This window comes from Mucilaginibacter sp. P4_D1, from assembly GCF_056401935.1.
On the sequence record NZ_JBFUIJ010000017.1, the window covers coordinates 65,184 to 84,289 of the forward strand.

Below are 19,106 nucleotides of genomic sequence, written 5' to 3' on the forward strand. Positions count from 1 at the left end.
GGGGAGATTTAGAGGGGGCTTCCTTACACCGTCAATTTCTTATACTTAATCCTCTTCGGCGCAACATCACCTAAGCGTTTCTTGCGGTTTTCTTCGTAGTCGGAGTAGTTACCTTCAAAGAAGTAAACCTGCGAGTTGCCTTCAAAAGCAAGGATGTGGGTGCAAATACGGTCGAGGAACCAGCGGTCGTGGCTGATCACTACGGCGCAGCCGCCAAAGTTTTCAAGGGCTTCTTCCAGCGCACGTAAGGTGTTTACGTCGATATCGTTGGTTGGCTCATCCAGCAGCAATACGTTCGACCCTTTTTTGAGGGTGATAGACAGGTGCACCCGGTTACGCTCGCCGCCCGATAATACGCCTACTTTTTTCTGCTGATCGGCGCCGTTAAAGTTAAACTTGGATACGTATGCACGCGAGTTTAAGGGTTTGTTGCCCACCATAATGGTTTCCAACCCGCCGGTAACGTTTTCCCAAACAGATTTGTTGGGGTCAAGGTCGTCGTGCATCTGGTCAACATAACCTAAGGCTACCGTCGGGCCTACACGGAAGGTACCTGCATCTGGCTGGTCCTGCCCGGTAATCAAGCGGAACAACGTGGTTTTACCCGCGCCGTTGGGGCCTATGATGCCCACAATACCTGCGGGAGGTAACGAGAAACTCAGGTTATCAAACAATAATTTATCGCCGTATGATTTACTTACACCATTGGCCTCAATCACAATATTACCCAAACGCGGGCCTGGGGGGATAAACAGTTCCAGTTTGTCTTCGCGTTCCTTGGTTTCTTCGGATGCCAGTTTTTCGTAATTGCCTAAACGTGCTTTTGATTTGGCGTGGCGGCCTTTTGGTCCCATGCGTACCCATTCCAGTTCGCGCTCCAGGGTTTTCTGGCGTTTGCTTTCGGTTTTATCTTCCTGGGCCAAACGTTTGGCTTTTTGATCCAACCATGAGGAATAATTTCCCTTCCATGGGATTCCTTCTCCACGGTCAAGCTCCAGGATCCATCCGGCAACGTTATCCAGGAAATATCTATCATGTGTCACGGCTATAACGGTACCTTTATATTGTTGTAAATGTTGCTCCAGCCAATCTATCGATTCGGCATCCAGGTGGTTGGTAGGCTCATCTAACAGTAACACATCCGGTTCCTTTAATAAAAGGCGGCACAAGGCCACGCGGCGGCGCTCACCTCCCGATAATACCGAAATTTTGGTATCCGGCTCCGGGCAGCGCAGGGCGTCCATGGCGCGTTCCAGTTTGGTGTCCAGTTCCCATGCGTTTACGGCGTCAATCTGGTCCTGCAATTCGCCCTGGCGGTTCATCAGCTTGTCCATTTTATCGGCATCGCCATAATACTCTTCCAGGCCAAATTTTTCGTTTATCTCTTCGTACTCCTTTAATAAGGCCGTGGTTTCGGCAACGCCTTCTTCCACAATTTCGCGTACGGTTTTCTCAGGATCAAGCTCGGGCTCCTGGCTCAGGTAACCAACGGTATAGCCCGGCGAAAAAACAACCTCGCCTATATTGGTTTTATCAATGCCTGCAATAATTTTTAATAACGATGATTTACCCGAACCATTTAAGCCGATAACGCCGATTTTGGCGCCATAAAAAAACGATAGGTAAATGTTTTTTAATACTGTTTTTTGCGGGGGATAAACTTTGCTAACCCCAGCCATTGAAAAAATGATCTTTTCGTCTGCCATTATAATTGATTTGAAATGCTGATGTTATGCTATCGTTTAAACAAAAATAAAAAGGTGTCATTTCGAACGAGCCTGGGGGCCTGGTGCTCGGGGGTGAGGAGAAATCTTGTACGCCATGCCTGCGAAATACAAAGCGCACTTGGCAAGTTGTTTAAGATTTCTCCTCGTACCTCGTTCGAAATGACATTTTTCTTATCTTAAGGTTTGTCTTGCACGATAGGATGAATATCGCAACAAATATGAATAAAATTGGTGGATTCGCTTAAAAACCGGTGGCAGAAAAAATATTTACTGCCAAATACAAATCCATGTTACTTTAAACATACTTGTAAGTATTTAATTGCGTTTAACACAGTAAAATGGCAACTGTTTTGCTTGTATTTGMGTACATATAGATGAACACAAGGTAAATATTATGTTAATGCCTTTATGGCATATGTTATGACGAAATGCCTGTTTTGTTGCTATCGTGATAATTTATTAACACAATGTTTAAACTATTTTGAATTTTTTGTATCAAAATGGTGAGTTTCGTTCGTATATTGTAAAAAAATTAGGTGATTGTTGGATTTTTTGATAAAAATTATTGTTTAAACCCAAACTTTAATAGCTTGCGTATCATATCAATGTCTGTTTCTGCAAAGTGTTAAATGTTGGCAATATTGTTGATAAATGTTAAACCGTGCGTCGGGTTTGTAAAAACAAAATTTATAGATTGCGGCGTTCATAATAATTGAAAGGTATATATGGAAGCTAAATTTTCGCCGAGGGTTAAAGATGTCATTCAATACAGCAGAGAAGAGGCATTGCGCCTTGGGCACGACTATATAGGAACAGAGCATCTTTTACTGGGCCTCATCAGGGATGGTGATGGCGTAGCAATTAAATTGCTGAAAGGTTTGAACGTTGATACTGCAAAGCTTCGCCGTGCTGTGGAAGATGCCGTTAAAGGTACCATTGGAACCAATGTACACATAGGCAGCATCCCCCTGACCAAGCAAGCCGAAAAAGTATTAAAAATTACTTATCTGGAAGCCAAAATATTTAAAAGTGATGTAATTGGAACCGAGCACCTGCTGCTATCCATATTACGCGATGAGGATAATATCGCATCGCAGATATTGGTACAGTTTAACGTAAACTACGAGGTGTTTAAAGGTGAAGTGGAATCACATAAAAACGATGTAACCGACGAAATGCCCGGATCACCAACCGGCGGCGATGACGACTTTAAAGAAGAAGAATCATTCAGCCAGCCTAAAAAGGTATCTGACATTAAATCAAAAACACCGGTATTGGACAACTTTGGCCGCGATTTAACCCGTGCCGCCGAAGATGGGAAACTTGACCCGATTGTAGGGCGCGAAAAAGAGATTGAGCGGGTATCGCAAATCCTGTCGCGCCGTAAAAAGAACAACCCTATACTAATAGGTGAGCCGGGTGTGGGTAAATCGGCTATTGCCGAAGGCCTTGCCCTGCGCATTGTACAGCGTAAAGTATCGCGTGTATTGTTTAACAAACGCGTGGTAACGCTTGATTTAGCCTCATTGGTGGCAGGTACAAAATACCGTGGCCAGTTTGAAGAGCGTATGAAGGCGGTAATGAACGAACTGGAAAAATCTCCTGATGTAATTTTATTTATTGATGAAATTCATACTATAGTTGGTGCAGGTGGTGCTTCTGGCTCGCTTGATGCATCAAATATGTTTAAACCTGCTTTGGCAAGGGGCGAAATTCAATGCATTGGCGCAACCACTTTAGATGAGTACCGCCAGTACATCGAAAAAGATGGCGCTTTGGATCGTCGTTTCCAAAAAGTAATGGTTGAGCCAGCTACCCCTGTTGAAACTATCGAGATACTGAATCGCATTAAAGAGAAATACGAAGAGCACCATGGTGTAACTTACACCCCGGAAGCTATCAATGCCTGCGTTAACTTAACCACCCGTTACATTACCGATAGGTTTTTACCGGATAAGGCTATCGATGCTTTGGACGAATCGGGGTCGCGCGTTCACTTAACCAATATCCACGTGCCTCAAAATATACTGGATATTGAGCAGAAGATTGAGCAGATTAAGATTGAGAAAAACAAGGTTGTAAGAAGCCAGAAATACGAAGAAGCTGCGCAGTTACGCGATACCGAAAAGAATTTGATTGCCGAGCTTGACCAGGCTAAAGCCATTTGGGAGGCCGAAACCAAATCAAAACGTTATACCGTAACCGAAGATAATGTTGCCGAAGTAGTATCTATGATGACCGGCATCCCTGTACAAAGGGTAGGCCAGGCAGATAGCCAGAAGCTATTGAATATGGCAGATACTGTTGCCAGCAAAATTATTGGCCAGGACGATGCTATCAAAAAGTTAACCCGTGCCATACAACGTACACGTGCAGGCTTAAAAGATCCTAAAAAGCCAATTGGCTCGTTCATTTTCTTAGGCCCAACAGGTGTAGGTAAAACCGAGCTTGCCAAAGAGCTTGCCCGCTTTATGTTTGATACCGAAGACGCGCTGATACAAATTGATATGAGCGAGTACATGGAAAAATTTGCGGTATCACGTTTAGTAGGAGCGCCTCCGGGCTACGTAGGTTACGAAGAAGGTGGCCAACTGACCGAAAAAGTACGTCGTAAACCATATGCTGTAGTGTTGCTGGATGAGATTGAAAAAGCTCACCCGGATGTATTCAATATATTGTTACAGGTATTGGATGAAGGCCAGCTAACCGATTCATTGGGCCGCAAGGTTGATTTCAGGAACACCATTATCATCATGACATCGAACATCGGCGCCCGCCAGTTGAAAGACTTTGGGCAGGGTGTAGGTTTCAGCACCAATGCTAAAAACTTACAGGCCGATACACATTCAAGAGGTGTTATCGAGAACGCTTTGAAACGTGCTTTCGCCCCTGAGTTTTTGAACCGTATTGATGATGTTATTGTGTTTAACTCATTAGGTAAAGACGAGATATTCAAGATCATCGATATTGAGTTGGCATTCCTGTTTAGCCGTGTAAATGGCCTGGGATACAAAATCGAGCTTACTGAAGCCGCTAAGGAATTCATTGCCGAAAAAGGTTACGATTCGCAATTTGGCGCACGTCCGTTAAAACGCGCTATCCAGAAATATTTGGAAGATCCAATTGCCGAAGAGATACTGAAAGGTGAATTGAGCGAAGGTGATATTATGAAGGTTGATTTCGACAAAGAAACCAGCCAGATCACCATCATCGACGAAAAAGGCGAAAGCAAAACCCCAACCGAAGAGGAAACCAAATAAGTAAAGCCTTATTTAAAAATACAACCCCGTTTGCACAAGCAGGCGGGGTTTTTTTATTGGGTGGTAATAAAAGAAGATCATCTTTACGAGTGCCTCGAAATGGCGGATATGTGATAGATTTACTTTTGTACCACAGGCTCATAATCGAGCGGTAATAAATCGGCAATGCGGCTTAGCCCCCACATGCCTTCCATGATAAGGCTGTTCGGATCTGTTATCACACCATTGTTGTCAAAAAAAGCATGAGGCTCGGTAAGTGTTACCGTACTTGCCGGGTAACTTGGCGCGCCCGGAGGCAAATCAAGATTGTTGTTGTTAAAATAGTCGTGTTTTTTGGTGTACATAATGTACAGGCAATCGGTAAAAGTCATGGCAAATAATCCCCGCTGATTGGTACGGCTTATAAAGTCGCGGATAACTAAATTTGTCTTTTTATCTAAAATGGATAACATTTTAGGTTTATTATTTTTGAGGGTATAATCGGGGTTGATTTTCCTGGTGAGCTTTAAAACCTTGAACCCTTCATAATCCACTTGGTTGGCAATTACAGCCCTGAAAAAGTGCATTGATGATCCCTGGTACACTTCGCGGCGGTTCTTTTGCCATGTTTTAATTTGTGCCGAAGTCCCCTTCAAATCATCAAACAATGTTAAGCCTTCAAAATGTACCTGGCCTTTTGCTGTGTAATAAAACGTATCCAGTTTGTATTTTACAAGGTAACCAAGTGCCTTATTAGCTATCTGTATAAAATCTTTAGACGAGCCGCGTAATACACGGGCCTTAGGGTCATAATCCAGGTTGATAACCTCGGGGTTTAGGATGATACATTGCTCAGCGTTTTCAGTCGAACCTAAAAATGCCTTTGTGAAATCATTCAAATCTCGTGCATGAATAAAATCTTCCACATATTTTATCACCTCCAGCAACTTGGGTATCGGTTCCAAAAAGATATCTGGTAATTCAATAGTATGGTCTATGAGCATTACCCGGCTGTAAGCACGATAGCCAAATTTGAAAATTGTAAGCGTGTATTGGCCTGGTTTTACATCCTTAACAATATAGGTACCATCTGCACCTGTAATAGCCGATAACTTGGTGTTGTTGAAAAAAACAATGGTTTTGTCCAGTGGATCTTTATTATCCTGGCTTGCAATTTTTCCGCTGATGTTTATTTGAGCAAAACAAATCAAAGGAGCTAATAATAGTAATAAGAGTGTAGGCTTTAACATGAATAAAACTAATCAATAAATTTTATTTTATGAATAGCTGGTATTATCAATCATCAGCTTAACTTATTTATTACCGGTTCATAATCAACCGGCAGGAACTCTGTAATCCGGCTTTTGCCTCAATCGCCTTCAAACAGCGTGGTGTGGGGGATGTTACCATCATCGACGAAAAAGGCGAAAGCAAAACCCCAACCGACGAGGAACAGAAATAACCAGAACGTTATTTAAAATACAGCCCCGTTTGTGAAAGCAAGGAGGGGTTTTTATTGAGCGCCGTTTTTTAAAGAAACTGAACTTTCCCGGTTTTCATATCATACACAGCGCCTACTATCATGATCTGTTTGTCGTCTTCCATTTTTTTAAGGATAGGGCTTCCGGTTCGGATATTATTGATGGCCAGTTTTACGTTTTCATCGCATACGGCTTCTACAAATTCAGGGTTCTTCGATTTTTTATCGCCCTTGAAATCTTTCAGGCCGGTTACTGCCGGCTTTATTTTTTGAAGTAACGCTGTAATGTTTCCTAATTGGACATCATCGATGGCCGATTTAATAGCCCCGCAATACTCGTGGCCAAGTACCAAAATTACTTTGGCTCCCGATGCTTTACAACCATATTCCATACTGCCTAAAATATCCTGGTTAATAACATTTCCGGCAACCCTTATCACAAATAAATCGCCAATGCCCTTATGAAATACATCCTCTACCGGCACCCTCGAATCCATACATGATAAAACCACGGCGGCAGGGTATTGGCCAAGCGCGGCAGTCCTGATGCGGGCAGATGTATTACGGATCACCAGGCGGTCTTCAGTATATTCTTTATTTCCTTTTTTTAAGGAGTCGATAACAGATAGGGGTGTTAACTCTTTTTGTTGCTCGGCGGTGAGCACATTAGTGGTCAGGATGTGTAAAGCATCGGCGGCCGGGATATCTGAATGTGCGGGTATATCTGTAGCTTGTTTCTTCTCTTTTTGTTTGCAGGCTAACAACGCGCATAGGCTAATTATTAAAATAGCAGCTTTTTTCATGGGGGCAGATTTAAGGTAAACAACAACGCCGGCTTATCTGGGATAGTTCCGTTGCTTAAATTTATAAAAAGGTTTTCAAAAAAACTATTTTACTACTGTTGTCGGCTCGTAATCCACCGGCAGCAACTCGGCAATCCGGCTTTTGCCCCAATCGCCTTCAAATACGATACTGTGCGGATTGGCAATAATTCCGTTGTTATCAAAAAAAGCATAAGGCTCTTCAAACACTAATATAGTGACCGGGTGGTTTGGGATTTCGAGCGGGTGGTAAACAGATAGGTCAGTTTCTTCCCTTTTTTTGGTGTAGATGATGTACAGGCAGTCGGCAAAGCCAATGGCAAATAACCCGGGCTGGTCGGTAGGGTGGGCAAAGTCTGGCGGGCCCAGCGGTGGTTTGGTGTATAGCGACTGGCTATATTTATAGTTGTTATTACCCAGCCGCCCTTCTTTATAATCGGGATTGGGTTTGCGAACAAGCCGTAAAACCTGGAAGCCTTCCTTATCTGTTTGGCTGCTGATAACCGAACGTAAAAAATGCATAGACGAGCCAAGGTAAGCCGCCTGTCGCTGTTTTGCCCACTTGCGCTGCTGCGATTTACTTCCTTTCATTTCCTGGAATACCGAGAGTCCTTCGTAATAAAAAAAGCCTTTGGCATCATAACTGAATTTTGAAAGTTTATACTTTATCAAATAACCCAGGGCCTTGTTTTCAACCTCGATAAAGTCGTCATTACTGGTGGCCGACAGGATCATCGTTTTGGTGTCGAAATCAACATCCACAACATCGGGGTTCAGGATTTTACACAGGGCGGCATTATCTGAAGTGCCCAGGAACAATCGTTTAAAATCGGCATAATTGCGCTGCCGGTTTGGGTCGGGCCGGATATTAACTTCCTGCAGCATGATTGTTTTTGGAGCCAGCGAAATATCAGCGAGCACAATATTAGCCGCGCCCGCCATCAGCGTAACGCTATGAGTTTCGAAACCAATGGCAGTAACAATAAATGTATACTGGCCGGGTTTTACATTGCTGAGCGTAAAAGTGCCATCGTCGGCAGTTTTATCGCCAACTATGGCGTTGTTTAAAAATACACTGGCATTGGCAATTGGCTTTTGGTCGGCAGTATTAATTACTTTGCCGGTAATTTTTATTTGCGCCAGGCAAACTTCGGGTATCAGCAACAAGAGCAAGGCAAGGGTCTTTAGCATAGATAAATTAAACTAAAATTTTAGTTATTTCAAAATACTTTTATTCGCGCCTCGTAAACGGCCGGTGATGATGTTAAATTGTATCTTTATAGCCTATAAATATGGGGGAATTCATTGTTTTATTTGGTAATGCCGGTAAATAAAAAGGTGATCTATAAGTGGCTGTTTGCGGTTTCGGTTATACTGAACCTGGTTACGGTGGGCTATTTTATCGATCGTAAAGTTTATTTTGGTTACATGCGCCGCCATCAGTTTGAAAAGCAAAAATGGAACGCGCTTTTTAGCACGCAAACAGATAAACAGGAAATTATATTTATTGGCACAAGCTTAACCGAAGGCTTCGCGTTAAGAAGCACCTTCGATAACATTCACCTGAAAAACATGGGCTTTGCCGGGTTGGAGACTGATGAAATTCTGAAAAACCTGGAAAGGATCATTGTACGCAAACCGCCAAAGATATTTTTAGAAGCCGGGATAAACGATGTACGCAACGGCAAGAGTATGAACAACGCCTACAATAACTTTGTGCAAATGTGCACGTTAGTTAAAGCTGTTTCGCCGGCAACAAGGCTGTACGTACAATCGGTATTACCTACTTTGAGTAGCCAGTTTAACCAAAAGATAAAAGTCTATAACCGCAGGGTGGCAAATTATTGTTTAGCCAACCATGTGGTTTATATAGGTATGTATGATTGTTTTTTAGTTGATAATAAGCTAAACGCGCTTGCTACTACCGATGGTATCCACCTTACTCCTTATGGCTATTATTTATGGAAAATGCAGCTGGAAAAATATATTACCGAATGAGTAATAAATAAGTTTTGAAATAAATTATCTCAAAAACCGTTAAACCTTTTTTAATTATATTGTTCTTACAGTATATACAATCGAAACATTATGAAAAAAATCTTGACTTTAATTTGCTGCACTATACTGTTGGCAGCTACATCATGTAAAAAAGAAACCATTGTTGGGCCAAATACTACCCAGACTATCATTTTTACCGTTAACGGATCAACCGGCTGGGCTTTGGGAAATAACGGAGCCACTTATTCAGCAATATTGGATGTTCCTGAAATTGACAGTTATGCCCTTGCTCACGATGCTGTATTGGTTTACATTTCATTTGATGGCGGCACAACTTATGAGCAGGTGCCAGAAGTTTATGGCGGCACCGCTTACAGCTTTAGCTACGTAAAAGGATCCATCCAGGTAGATGCTCAAACAAGCACAGGTTCGGCACCGGTTAAGCCTGGAGCGGCAACTATAAAAGTTTTGTTGGTGCAGGGTAATTAAAAACAACATTTATTTTAACAAAAAAGGAGCTTTGCATCGCAAGGCTCCTTTTTTGTGATTGATAAAGTTTTTTTATTTCGCCATCTGATCTATAACAGCCTGCGTTACGCCGGTAAAGGAGAAGCCACCGTCATGGAATAGATTTTGCATGGTAACCATTTTGGTTAAATCGCTGAACAGGGTGATACAATAATCGGCACATTGGTCGGCATCGGCATTGCCAAGCGGGCTCATTTTTTCAGCAAATTCAATAAAGCCATCAAAGCCTTTAACGCCGGCCCCGGCAGTGGTGCGGGTTGGTGATTGTGATATGGTATTTACGCGTACTTTTTTGCTTACGCCGTATTCGTAACCAAAGTTACGGGCAATGCTTTCTAAAACGGCTTTGTTATCGGCCATATCATTATACCCAGGGAAATAACGCTGGCCGGCTATGTAGCTTAAAGCCACTACAGATCCCCAATCGTTAATGGCATCATGCTTCATGGCTGCCTGTAAAATGCGGTGCAGGCTTAAGGCCGAAATATCAAAACCTTTATGGGTAAAATCGTAGTTATTTTCTGGGTAAGGGATGTTTTTACGCACGTTGATGCTCATGCCGATAGAGTGCAGGATAAAATCAACACCACCGCCAAAATGTTCTTTTGTTTTGGTAAACAGGTTGTTGATGTCATCATTGCTGGTAACATCCGCACCTATAACGGGCGCATTGCATTCTTCGGCAAGTTTATTGAGTTCGCCCATTCGTAATGCAATAGGCGCGTTTGATAATACAATTTCGGCACCTTCCTGTACAGCGCGCTGCGCTACTTTCCAGGCGATGGATTGCTCATTAAGGGCACCAAATATGATACCTTTTTTGCCTTTTAATAAATTATAAGCCATGTTTTGATTTTTTACAATTGGGCGTAAAGTTATAATATTAGTATCAAGTAGTTAGTATCAAGTATCAAGAATTTTTCTTCGAGTATCAAGTATCAAGATTTTTGACTTTCGGATAAAAGCCATTGGACAAACTGCTCTGAAACCAATTTAGTGCAGCTGTCTTGATACTTGATACTTACTACTTGATACTATCAAGCAATTCCCTGGCATTTTGCAAAGCGCTTTCACCCGGTTTATCACCACTCAGCATTTTGGCAATTTCCAATATGCGCTCCCGGGCATCCAGTTGTTTCATGCGGGTATAGGTTGTAGCCGCGCTATCATCTTTATAAACAAAGTAATGGTTTTTACCCTTGCTGGCAATTTGCGGCAGGTGGGTAATGGTTATCACCTGTAAATTATCGGCAAGGCGCTCCATAATGGTGCCTACTTTGTTAGCTACTTCGCCGGATACCCCGGTATCAATCTCGTCAAATATGATTGTTGGCAGGGCGGTGTATTTGGCTATGATAGATTTAATGCTCAGCATCAGCCGGGAAAGCTCGCCACCTGATGCCACCTTACTCATTTCGGCCAAAGCATGCCCCTTATTGGCCGAGAAAAGGAAACGTACATGATCAACCCCATTCTCGCTAAGCACCCCACCACCCTGCAAATCAAAAACTCCCCCTTTAGGGGGCGGGGGGGGCGTTTGCTCAATCTTCAACACCGAACTTCCCATTCCCATTTCGGACAAAGTATCAATTATCTGTTTTTCGATGGCAGGGATGGCTTTAAGCCGGTTTGCGGTTAATTTGCCTGCCAGTTTCTCAAGCCCGGCTTTATCGGCAGCAAGCTGTTGTTGCAGTTTTTCGATGGTTTCATCGCCAAACAAAGCCTGTTGTATTTTCTCTGACAGGTCATCCTGTATCTGCAATAGTTCGGTGTTACTATTTACCCGGTGCTTTTTTTGCAGGTTATATATCAAACTAAGCCGGGTGTTAATTTCATCAACCCTGGCATCGTTGGTATGCGTTTTTTGTTCAATGCCTTCTATTTCGGCGGCGATATCTTTTAATTCGATAATAGCGCTGTTCAATCGCTGGTGCAGTTCTTCAATCTGCGTATCAAATTTTTCTATGGAGCCTAACTGCTGCCCCGCCTCGCGCAGTTGCGCCAGGGCAGCGGTTTCGCTTTCCTGTACCAGGTAGTAGGCCCCGTACAGGTTACGTTTTATTTCTTCGGCGTTATTTAAGGCGTACAGTTCTTTTTCAAGCGGCTCCTGCTCGTCGGCCGCCAGGCTAACTTTTTCCAGTTCATCAAACTGAAACTGAAAATAATCCAGGTCGGCTTTGGCCTTATCGCTTTCGGCAATCAATTGGGCAAGCTTGCTGGTGTCTTTTTTAAATGCGCGGTATTTAGTGCGGTACTCGTTCAGCAAATCGTCGTGTTTGGCTACCGAATCAACTACCAATAACTGAAACTCAGGGTCGTTAATCTCTAATGTGGCGTGTTGCGAATGGATGTCAATCAGCTTTTCGCCTAATTGCTTAAGCGATGTAAGGTTTACCGGTGTATCATTTACAAAAGCACGCGATTTACCATCGGCAGATATCTCGCGGCGTAAAACGGTTTCCGCTTCGTAGTCCAGGTCGTTCTCTTCAAAAAAGGACCTTAAGTGAAAGCCGCTGATTTTAAACGAACCTTCGATAACGCATTTTTTTTGCTGGTTAAAAAAGTAACGGCTCTCGGCCCGCTGCCCCAAAATAAGCGACAGAGCACCCAAAATGATCGATTTACCTGCGCCGGTTTCGCCGGTAAGTATGTTAAGGCCTTCGCCAAAACTTATCTCCAGGTTATCAATCAGCGCGTAATTATTGATGGTTAGCTTTTGAAGCATAAAAAAAGTATCCTTATTTTATTAAGGATACTAAATTAAGCATTAAGCTTCTTTAAAATAAAATTTAATAAATTATTGCTAAATAATTTAGTGTTATGAGGGAGAGTCTTTAGTCGGAAGTCTCAAGTCCTAAGTCAAAAAATACAATTCAGACTTAGGGCTTCAGACTAAAGACTTCAGACTATTCTTTATCGTCGTCCATTAGGTAAGCCTCTTTTTTGGCTTCGGCTATGCGCTTTTTAAATTCTGGGCTATTGGTATATTCGCGCAGTTTTTTACTGGCTTCACGTAATTGTGCTTTTGCCTGTTTCATTTCGGCATTATCCTGGTAGCCGCGCATCCGTTCGCCAAGTTTTCTCATCTCCTGTTTTTGCTCTTCCATTTGCGGGTTGCGGAAGGCTTTTCTTAAGCTATCGCTCATCGCCCTAAGCTCCTCGCTTTTTTTGCGAAATTCTGGTGAGTCATAATGACCGCGCATTTCCTCGCCCATTTTTTTCAATTGCTCGGTTTGCTCTTTTACCTCGGGCGATATTTTGCTTTGTAGTTCGTCCTGGTATTTGCGATAGTTTTCATCTTTGCGGTCGTCATGATATTCGCCTTTTATACCATATTTTTTCCTCAGCTCGGCATTCATGCGTTTAAAATCGGCGCTGTTGTAATAGGCGCCAACTTTTTCGCCCAGCTTGCCCATTTGCTCACTCATTTTGGTTGTTTCACCGGTTTCGGCCCAGTTTTTTTGAAAGTCTTCGGCCATTTTCTCCTGTTCTTCCTGTATCTTCTTTAACTCCGGGTTGTTGTAAAACTTCTCCATGGCTTCGCCTTTCTCTTCCATCAGCTTTTGCAGTTTTTGAAAATCGGCGCTGTTGTAGTACTTATCCATCTGTTTTGCGTACTTATCAACTTCGGCAGTTAACCTGTTCAACTCTTTATCATCAAAGTTGCTGTAACGTTCTTCGGCAAGTTGTTTGTTCCTGATGGCGGTTTTATTGGCTACAACCTTTTTTGCTTTAACAACCTTTTTGCGGGTAGTATCGGCCAGTAATTCTTTTAATACGGTAGGGTAGGTAATTTTTACTTTTTTGATGGCTATTTTACCATCGGCAATGGTAGGGTTAAGCCAGGCAATACTGCTGATGCCGGCTGTAAGTATTGCAACAGCCACTAAAAGGTGGCGTATGTTGCCTATTGGTTTTTGGGTTTTCATGATCCGTTCAATTCTGTTTAATAAATGATATTTTTTTCCGGTGGCGGCAAGTGCCATTTGCAGGTTTACCTGCCTTTTTTGCTCCAGCTTTAATAGTGCATGCGCATACACTAAGGGCTGGGCAGTGGTTTGTACAACCAGGTCATCGCACCGGTTTTCGCGTTCCTGGTTTATTATCCTATTAATTAATTGGGCAAAGGGGTTAAAGAAAAGCAATATGCTCATGAACTGCTGCAACAGGTTGAGCAGGTAATCGTTACGTTTGATGTGCGATAGCTCATGCAGTAAAATAGATTTGATCTCGTCGGCAGATAAATAAGTAGTGAGCGAAATGGGCAGTAATATTATCGGGCTAAAAAAGCCAATCATGCAGGGTACATCCACAAAGCGACTGATGTTTACGCTCACATATTTTTTGATGTTCATTTGCCGGCAGAGGGTATCCACATAAACCTGCACGGTATCAGATGGCATCATGGTGCGTTTAATATGGCTGATTTTTTGCCAGTTGAGCCCCATTTTTAAAATATTGAATGTGAGCCCGATAAAGTAGATGGCCGATATGTAGGGCAAATAACCCTGGATGGCGTAATAGTAATAATTATGTTGTGCTGTATAATGGATGTTAACCAAGGGCAGGTTAAGTACAGGTAACAGGGCAGGGGCATTTGCTGCCGCCAAATTTACCCACACATGCGCCTGTAGCTGGTTTACAAAGGTGTAAACAAACCACACGCTTATAGCCAACATGGCAACCATAGCGGTGTTATGTTTTTTTATGGTTGATAACGATGGCGCGCAGGTTAGTAACAGGCGCAAAGCAAACCAAACCAATAACCCCTGCCATAATGAGTGGATAATAGTGATACCCAAAACCTGGCTTATATTATAGAACACACTTTCCATAACGTTTTATTTTTTATCCTGGTCAAACTGATTTAAAAAGTTTTTAATGGCGTCTATCTCATCCTTTGAAGCCCGGTGCTGGCCAAGTGCCTGTATCACCAGATCGGATGTGGAGCCTTTAAACACAGTAGACAATATTTTATCTAAAGCGTTGCTTTGCGCCTGCTCTTGTGTAAATAAAGCTTTGTATAAATGTGTTTTAGAGGTAGTATCACGCTCAACCATACCTTTATCATGCATAATCTGCATTAGTTTAAGGGTAGTAGTGTAGCCTGCATCTTTAGTTTTGGCCAATTCTTCGTGTACATCGCGCACGGTGCATTGTCCCATTCTCCAAATCACCTGTAAAATTTCGAGCTCGCTTTCTGTTGCTTTTATATCCATTTTATTCAATACGAATTTCTTCGTACAAATATCTACGATAGATTTCGTATATGCAAGAGATTTGTTAAATTTTTTTGGTGAGTGGTTGATTGGGTTGGTTAGGTTGATTAAGTTGAATTAGGTTGAGTAAGTTGATTGTCTGAACTCGAATTAAACGAATTTTTAGAATTTCTCGAATTAGCTTTTTAAATTCTGTTAATTCTTAAATTCTGTAAATTCCGGTTCAGACAAATGTGTTAGGGATTGCAGCGAATACCGGCCATGTGGCTAAAGCCCGTGCAGTATAAGCGTAAAGCCCGGCCGCAGGCAACACCATGGAAGAGAAACAAGAAATTAGAGTATAGAATTAAGACTGTTGTAAAAAGAAGTACTATGGATAAAAGGCGTAAAGAGCAAGGATAGTCTTGCTTCTTGATTCTCACATCTTGACTCTTATTTTAAAGCCTGGTACTTATTCCCATTGGCCGGATCGGCTTGTAAAAATAAGTTCATGGCCTGTACGCGCTCCTGCGGATCGGCCTTGCTGTATAGTGATACCAGCTCGTCGCTTTTGGCGGTATAAAATATGAGTGGGAACATGGAGCCCACGCGCTGCCTGTCAACCTGTTGCAGGGTGGGTAAAAAGGACGAGATTGCTTTTCGGCCTTTATTTACATTGTCGGCCATTAAATCGAGGCCGTTGCGGTGGTAATCGTACATAAAACCGCGTAACTGGGCGTAAAGTTTATTGTTTAAATTTTCGGATAACCAATAACGGTTTGTGTTACCGTCAAAAGCCTTCCAGCCTTTATATGATCCGGTTTGGGCGTTGTTTACCACCGTTTGCGCGGCAGCAAAATAGGGGCTGCCCCCAAAGCGCGAAAAGGTATCATAATCCATCCCTACAATAATATAGGCGTAAAATGCCATTACCGAGCTTAAGTTGCTTTGAAAATTCTGATCGCTGTAATCAACTGTCTGGCCTTCGTTGTAGGTAAAATCAACGTCGCGGTCGTTAATATTAATCAGGGTTGTGCTGTATGACGACCCAAAAACAGGCCTTGATGATTGTACCTGAAGCTCGCCGCTAAAATTACTGCCGCCATCCCAGTTGGTAATGTTTAATACAAAATTACAATCAATACGCTCCTGTGGCAAAATAGGGTCGGCGCTCCATTTACGGCCATTTAAAAAATCCTTCATGGCGGTTTCCAGCGTCTGGAAAACCCGCTTGTTGCTCACTTGTATTTTTGGCGAAACTACCGATACACGTGCATTCAGGTCCTGTGCGGCGCACCGGAAACCCAAAAAAATAAGGATAGTGTAAATGAACAGCTGTTTCATCCGGTTATAAGTTGTGCGAGTTTAAGGCAAATATCACGGGCTACCGCCTCCTTGCTTTTAAGCGCGAAGGTTGTTTTTTGCAGGTTACGGTCAATAATGGTAATTTTATTAGTATCCTGCTTAAAGCCGGCGCCGGCATCATTCAACGAATTTAATACAATAAAATCCAAATTCTTGTTTTGCAGCTTGGTTATTGCATTTGTTTCCTCGTCGTTGGTTTCCAACGCAAAGCCAACCAGGATCTGGCCGGGGCCTTTTTGCCCGCCCAGGGTTTTTAAAATATCGGTGGTGGTTTTCAGGCTGATGTTAAGCGAGGCATCCTTTTTTTTGATTTTTTGCGATGCTACCTCGGTTGGTGTATAGTCAGCCACGGCTGCACTCATGATGCAGGCTTTTGCATCTTTGTAAATAGTTAAACAGGCATCCAGCATTTCGGCTGCCGAGGTAACGTTTATCAGTTTAACAGATTGCTGCTTGCTAACCTGTGCTGTTGGGCCGCTTATTAAAGTAACATCGGCACCCATACCGGCCAGCTCATCGGCAATAGCGAACCCCATTTTGCCAGATGAATGGTTGCCTATAAAACGTACCGGATCAATAGCCTCATAAGTGGGGCCGGCGGTTACCATAATTTTATGCCCCTCTAAAAGGGCTTTTTTTTTAAGCTCCGACGATAAAAAACCTACAATCTCTTCGGGTTCGGCCAATCGCCCTTCGCCATAAAGCCCGCTGGCAAGCTCCCCGCTGCCGGGTGCTATCATGGTATTACCAAAGGATTGTAGCCGGGCTACGTTTTGGCGGGTTGCGGGGTGTAGCCACATATCCAAATCCATGGCGGGGGCAAAGTATACCGGGCATTTGGCCGATAGGTAAACGGCGGTGAGTAAATTATCGCAAAGTCCGTTGGCCATTTTTGCCAGGGTATTGGCCGTTGCAGGAGCTATAATGAGCATATTGGCCCATAGGCCAAGCTCAACATGGTTATGCCACTCGCCGGTGTCGGTTTTATAATAATTCACCAATACCGGTTTTTTAGATAGGGTTGAAAGTGTAAGCGGCGTTATAAAGCTAACAGCATCCGGTGTCATTATTACCTGCACCTGCGCGCCGGCTTTAACCAATAGCCTAACCAGCAATGCCGACTTATATGCAGCTATACTGCCGCAAACTCCCAGGATGATGTTTTTACTTTTTAAATTCAAAATTCAAAATTCAAAAGTCAAAAAATATGACTTAGTCAACGACATCGATATGGCTAATTCAAAAAAGATAATTTAAATAACCATGTGAATATAGCTAAAAAAACAAAAGTCAAAACCCAAAGTAACCATACAGATCACTTATGAATTTTGACTTTTGAATTTTGCCTTAACGAAGCTTATACTTCTTTAGCCGGGTTACGGTAGTAAATCTTATCGTCTAAAAACTCCTGAACTGCAACCAAAGATGGTTTTGGCAATTTTTCGTAGTATTTAGAGATCTCGATTTGCTCACGGTTTTCAAAAACTTCTTCCAGGTTATCGTTTGACGATGCAAATTCAGAAAGTTTTTGGTGTAACTCTTCTTTAATATTGTTTGATATCTGGTTCGCCCTTTTAGACATGATCACAAGCGACTCATATATATTGTTGGTTTTAACGTCCAGCTCGCGTAAATCGCGGGTTACAGTGCTGCTTGCTACTGCTGGTTTGTTGGTGTTATTAGCTGTCATATCTTAATTTTTTTAATATGGTATTTTCTGATCCTGATTCTTTTCTGATGGTGGCTGCGTTTTTAGCGTATCTTTCCTGGCGGCTAACTTCTTGCCCAGTTTGTTATTTGCAAGGTCTTCGGCCAGTACCCGGTTGGCATCCACAATACCGGTTTGGCTATCTTTTTTAAGCGTAGTAGCTTCGTGGACGTATTTGCTTTTAGGAAACTTGTCGTTAAACTGATCGGCATAGGTTATGGCCTGTTCAAAACGTTCAACCTGTTTGGTTTCAAAGCTATGGTTGGCGTACTCATACTGCGCTTTTATGGTAAGGTACTCAATTTCCTCGCCATATTTGGTATCCGGGTAATCGCGCAGTACATTATTAAAAGCAATAACTGCCGATTGATAATCGCTGATGGTTAAATATAACTTAGCGTTTTCATAAGCTTTTTGCTCCAGTTTGTCGCGCAGGTTTTGTATCAGTTTACTCGCCTCGGTAACACGGTCGCTTTTAGGGTAAAGGTTAATAAACAGCTGTAACGTTTCAATAGCCTTTAAAGTGTTTTCCTGGTCGAGCGAGTAGGTAGGCGAATCAAGGTAGTAGCAATAGGCTGAAAAGAAACGGCATTCCTCAGCCCTTGGGCTCGACGGGTAAGTATCGGCAAAGGTTTTAAAATGAAACCTTGCAGATGTATAATCCTTTAGCTTATAGTTGGTGAAGGCATAGTAATAAAACAAGTCTTCGGCAGCACTGCGGCCACGATAGCGTTCAACCAGCACATCAAACAAACCCAGCGCTTTTTCGTACTCCTGTTTATTATAGTACTTAATGGCTTCCTGGTATTTTTTGGCGTAATCGTTACTTGCTTTTAACTTTTCGTATTTGCTTTTACAACTTCCCAGTGTTATAATCAACAGGGCTAAAACACAGGCGAATAACGTTAGTTGTTTTTTAAACATTTTGCAAAGATAGGTGATTAATGTAAATCAGTCAATTATTTATTTAGCTGCTAATATATAACGTGTTTGGTGCTCCTTTTATACATCCTATACGCATTTAACATCTTTTAACTTATGG

At 42.5% G+C, this 19,106-nt stretch carries 15 protein-coding genes; 3 read left to right on the forward strand and 12 right to left on the reverse strand.

What is annotated here, in order from left to right; translation table 11 throughout:
* Positions 1–23: 23 nt before the first annotated feature.
* The gene (ettA, locus tag AC1DV1_RS16370; protein ID WP_477361054.1) at positions 24–1,706 is read right to left on the reverse strand and encodes an energy-dependent translational throttle protein EttA; all 1,683 of its coding nucleotides are present in this window, start codon (positions 1,704–1,706) and stop codon (positions 24–26) included.
* Positions 1,707–2,452: 746 nt separating this feature from the next.
* Here ettA and AC1DV1_RS16375 point away from each other — a divergent pair.
* Positions 2,453–4,987, forward strand: coding sequence for an ATP-dependent Clp protease ATP-binding subunit (locus tag AC1DV1_RS16375; RefSeq protein ID WP_477361056.1), 2,535 nt, complete (start codon positions 2,453–2,455; stop codon positions 4,985–4,987).
* A gap of 119 nt (positions 4,988–5,106) precedes the next feature.
* Here AC1DV1_RS16375 and AC1DV1_RS16380 read toward each other — a convergent pair whose 3' ends face one another.
* From AC1DV1_RS16380 to AC1DV1_RS16390, 3 genes are all read right to left on the reverse strand, one after another.
* A complete protein-coding gene (locus AC1DV1_RS16380) occupies positions 5,107–6,216 on the reverse strand; it encodes a carboxypeptidase-like regulatory domain-containing protein (RefSeq protein WP_477361058.1) in 1,110 nt (369 codons plus the stop codon).
* Between the two features lie 280 nt (positions 6,217–6,496).
* Entirely contained in the window at positions 6,497–7,249 is a 753-nt protein-coding gene (locus AC1DV1_RS16385) for a carbonic anhydrase family protein (RefSeq protein WP_477361060.1), read from the reverse strand.
* An 84-nt stretch (positions 7,250–7,333) separates the two neighbouring features.
* Positions 7,334–8,458 (reverse strand): carboxypeptidase-like regulatory domain-containing protein, encoded by a 1,125-nt coding sequence (locus AC1DV1_RS16390; protein WP_477361062.1) that lies wholly within the window; start codon positions 8,456–8,458, stop codon positions 7,334–7,336.
* 129 nt (positions 8,459–8,587) lie between these two features.
* Between AC1DV1_RS16390 and AC1DV1_RS16395 the strand changes: the two genes are divergently transcribed.
* Together AC1DV1_RS16395 and AC1DV1_RS16400 are read left to right on the forward strand one after the other, a co-directional pair.
* Positions 8,588–9,265 carry a GDSL-type esterase/lipase family protein gene (locus AC1DV1_RS16395; RefSeq protein WP_477361064.1) on the forward strand — a complete coding sequence of 226 codons (678 nt, stop codon included), beginning with the start codon at positions 8,588–8,590 and terminating at the stop codon, positions 9,263–9,265.
* Positions 9,266–9,355: 90 nt separating this feature from the next.
* Complete coding sequence (locus AC1DV1_RS16400) at positions 9,356–9,754, forward strand: hypothetical protein (RefSeq protein ID WP_477361066.1); 399 nt, start codon at positions 9,356–9,358, stop codon at positions 9,752–9,754.
* A 72-nt stretch (positions 9,755–9,826) separates the two neighbouring features.
* On the opposite strand, the gene AC1DV1_RS16405 is transcribed toward AC1DV1_RS16400, so the two are convergent.
* The 8 genes from AC1DV1_RS16405 to AC1DV1_RS16440 all read right to left on the reverse strand — a co-directional run bounded on the left by AC1DV1_RS16405 (position 9,827) and on the right by AC1DV1_RS16440 (position 18,988).
* A complete protein-coding gene (locus AC1DV1_RS16405) occupies positions 9,827–10,639 on the reverse strand; it encodes an enoyl-ACP reductase FabI (protein ID WP_477361068.1) in 813 nt (270 codons plus the stop codon).
* A 178-nt stretch (positions 10,640–10,817) separates the two neighbouring features.
* Positions 10,818–12,518 carry a DNA repair protein RecN gene (gene recN, locus AC1DV1_RS16410; protein WP_477361070.1) on the reverse strand — a complete coding sequence of 567 codons (1,701 nt, stop codon included), beginning with the start codon at positions 12,516–12,518 and terminating at the stop codon, positions 10,818–10,820.
* 181 nt (positions 12,519–12,699) lie between these two features.
* Positions 12,700–14,628 carry a M56 family metallopeptidase gene (locus AC1DV1_RS16415; protein WP_477361072.1) on the reverse strand — a complete coding sequence of 643 codons (1,929 nt, stop codon included), beginning with the start codon at positions 14,626–14,628 and terminating at the stop codon, positions 12,700–12,702.
* A gap of 6 nt (positions 14,629–14,634) precedes the next feature.
* On the reverse strand, positions 14,635–15,012 hold the full coding sequence (locus tag AC1DV1_RS16420) for a BlaI/MecI/CopY family transcriptional regulator (RefSeq protein ID WP_090651664.1): 378 nt from the start codon (positions 15,010–15,012) through the stop codon (positions 14,635–14,637).
* 432 nt (positions 15,013–15,444) lie between these two features.
* Positions 15,445–16,335: a type IX secretion system protein PorD gene (porD, locus tag AC1DV1_RS16425; RefSeq protein ID WP_477361074.1), complete on the reverse strand. Its 891-nt coding sequence runs from the start codon at positions 16,333–16,335 to the stop codon at positions 15,445–15,447.
* Entirely contained in the window at positions 16,332–17,537 is a 1,206-nt protein-coding gene (gene coaBC / locus AC1DV1_RS16430) for a bifunctional phosphopantothenoylcysteine decarboxylase/phosphopantothenate--cysteine ligase CoaBC (RefSeq protein WP_477361076.1), read from the reverse strand. Before coaBC ends, porD begins: the two co-directional genes overlap by 4 nt.
* A gap of 176 nt (positions 17,538–17,713) precedes the next feature.
* Complete coding sequence (locus AC1DV1_RS16435) at positions 17,714–18,046, reverse strand: DNA-directed RNA polymerase subunit omega (protein ID WP_477361078.1); 333 nt, start codon at positions 18,044–18,046, stop codon at positions 17,714–17,716.
* 12 nt (positions 18,047–18,058) lie between these two features.
* Positions 18,059–18,988, reverse strand: a complete 930-nt coding sequence (locus AC1DV1_RS16440) for an outer membrane protein assembly factor BamD (RefSeq protein ID WP_477361080.1) — start codon at positions 18,986–18,988, stop codon at positions 18,059–18,061.
* Positions 18,989–19,106: the final 118 nt, after the last annotated feature.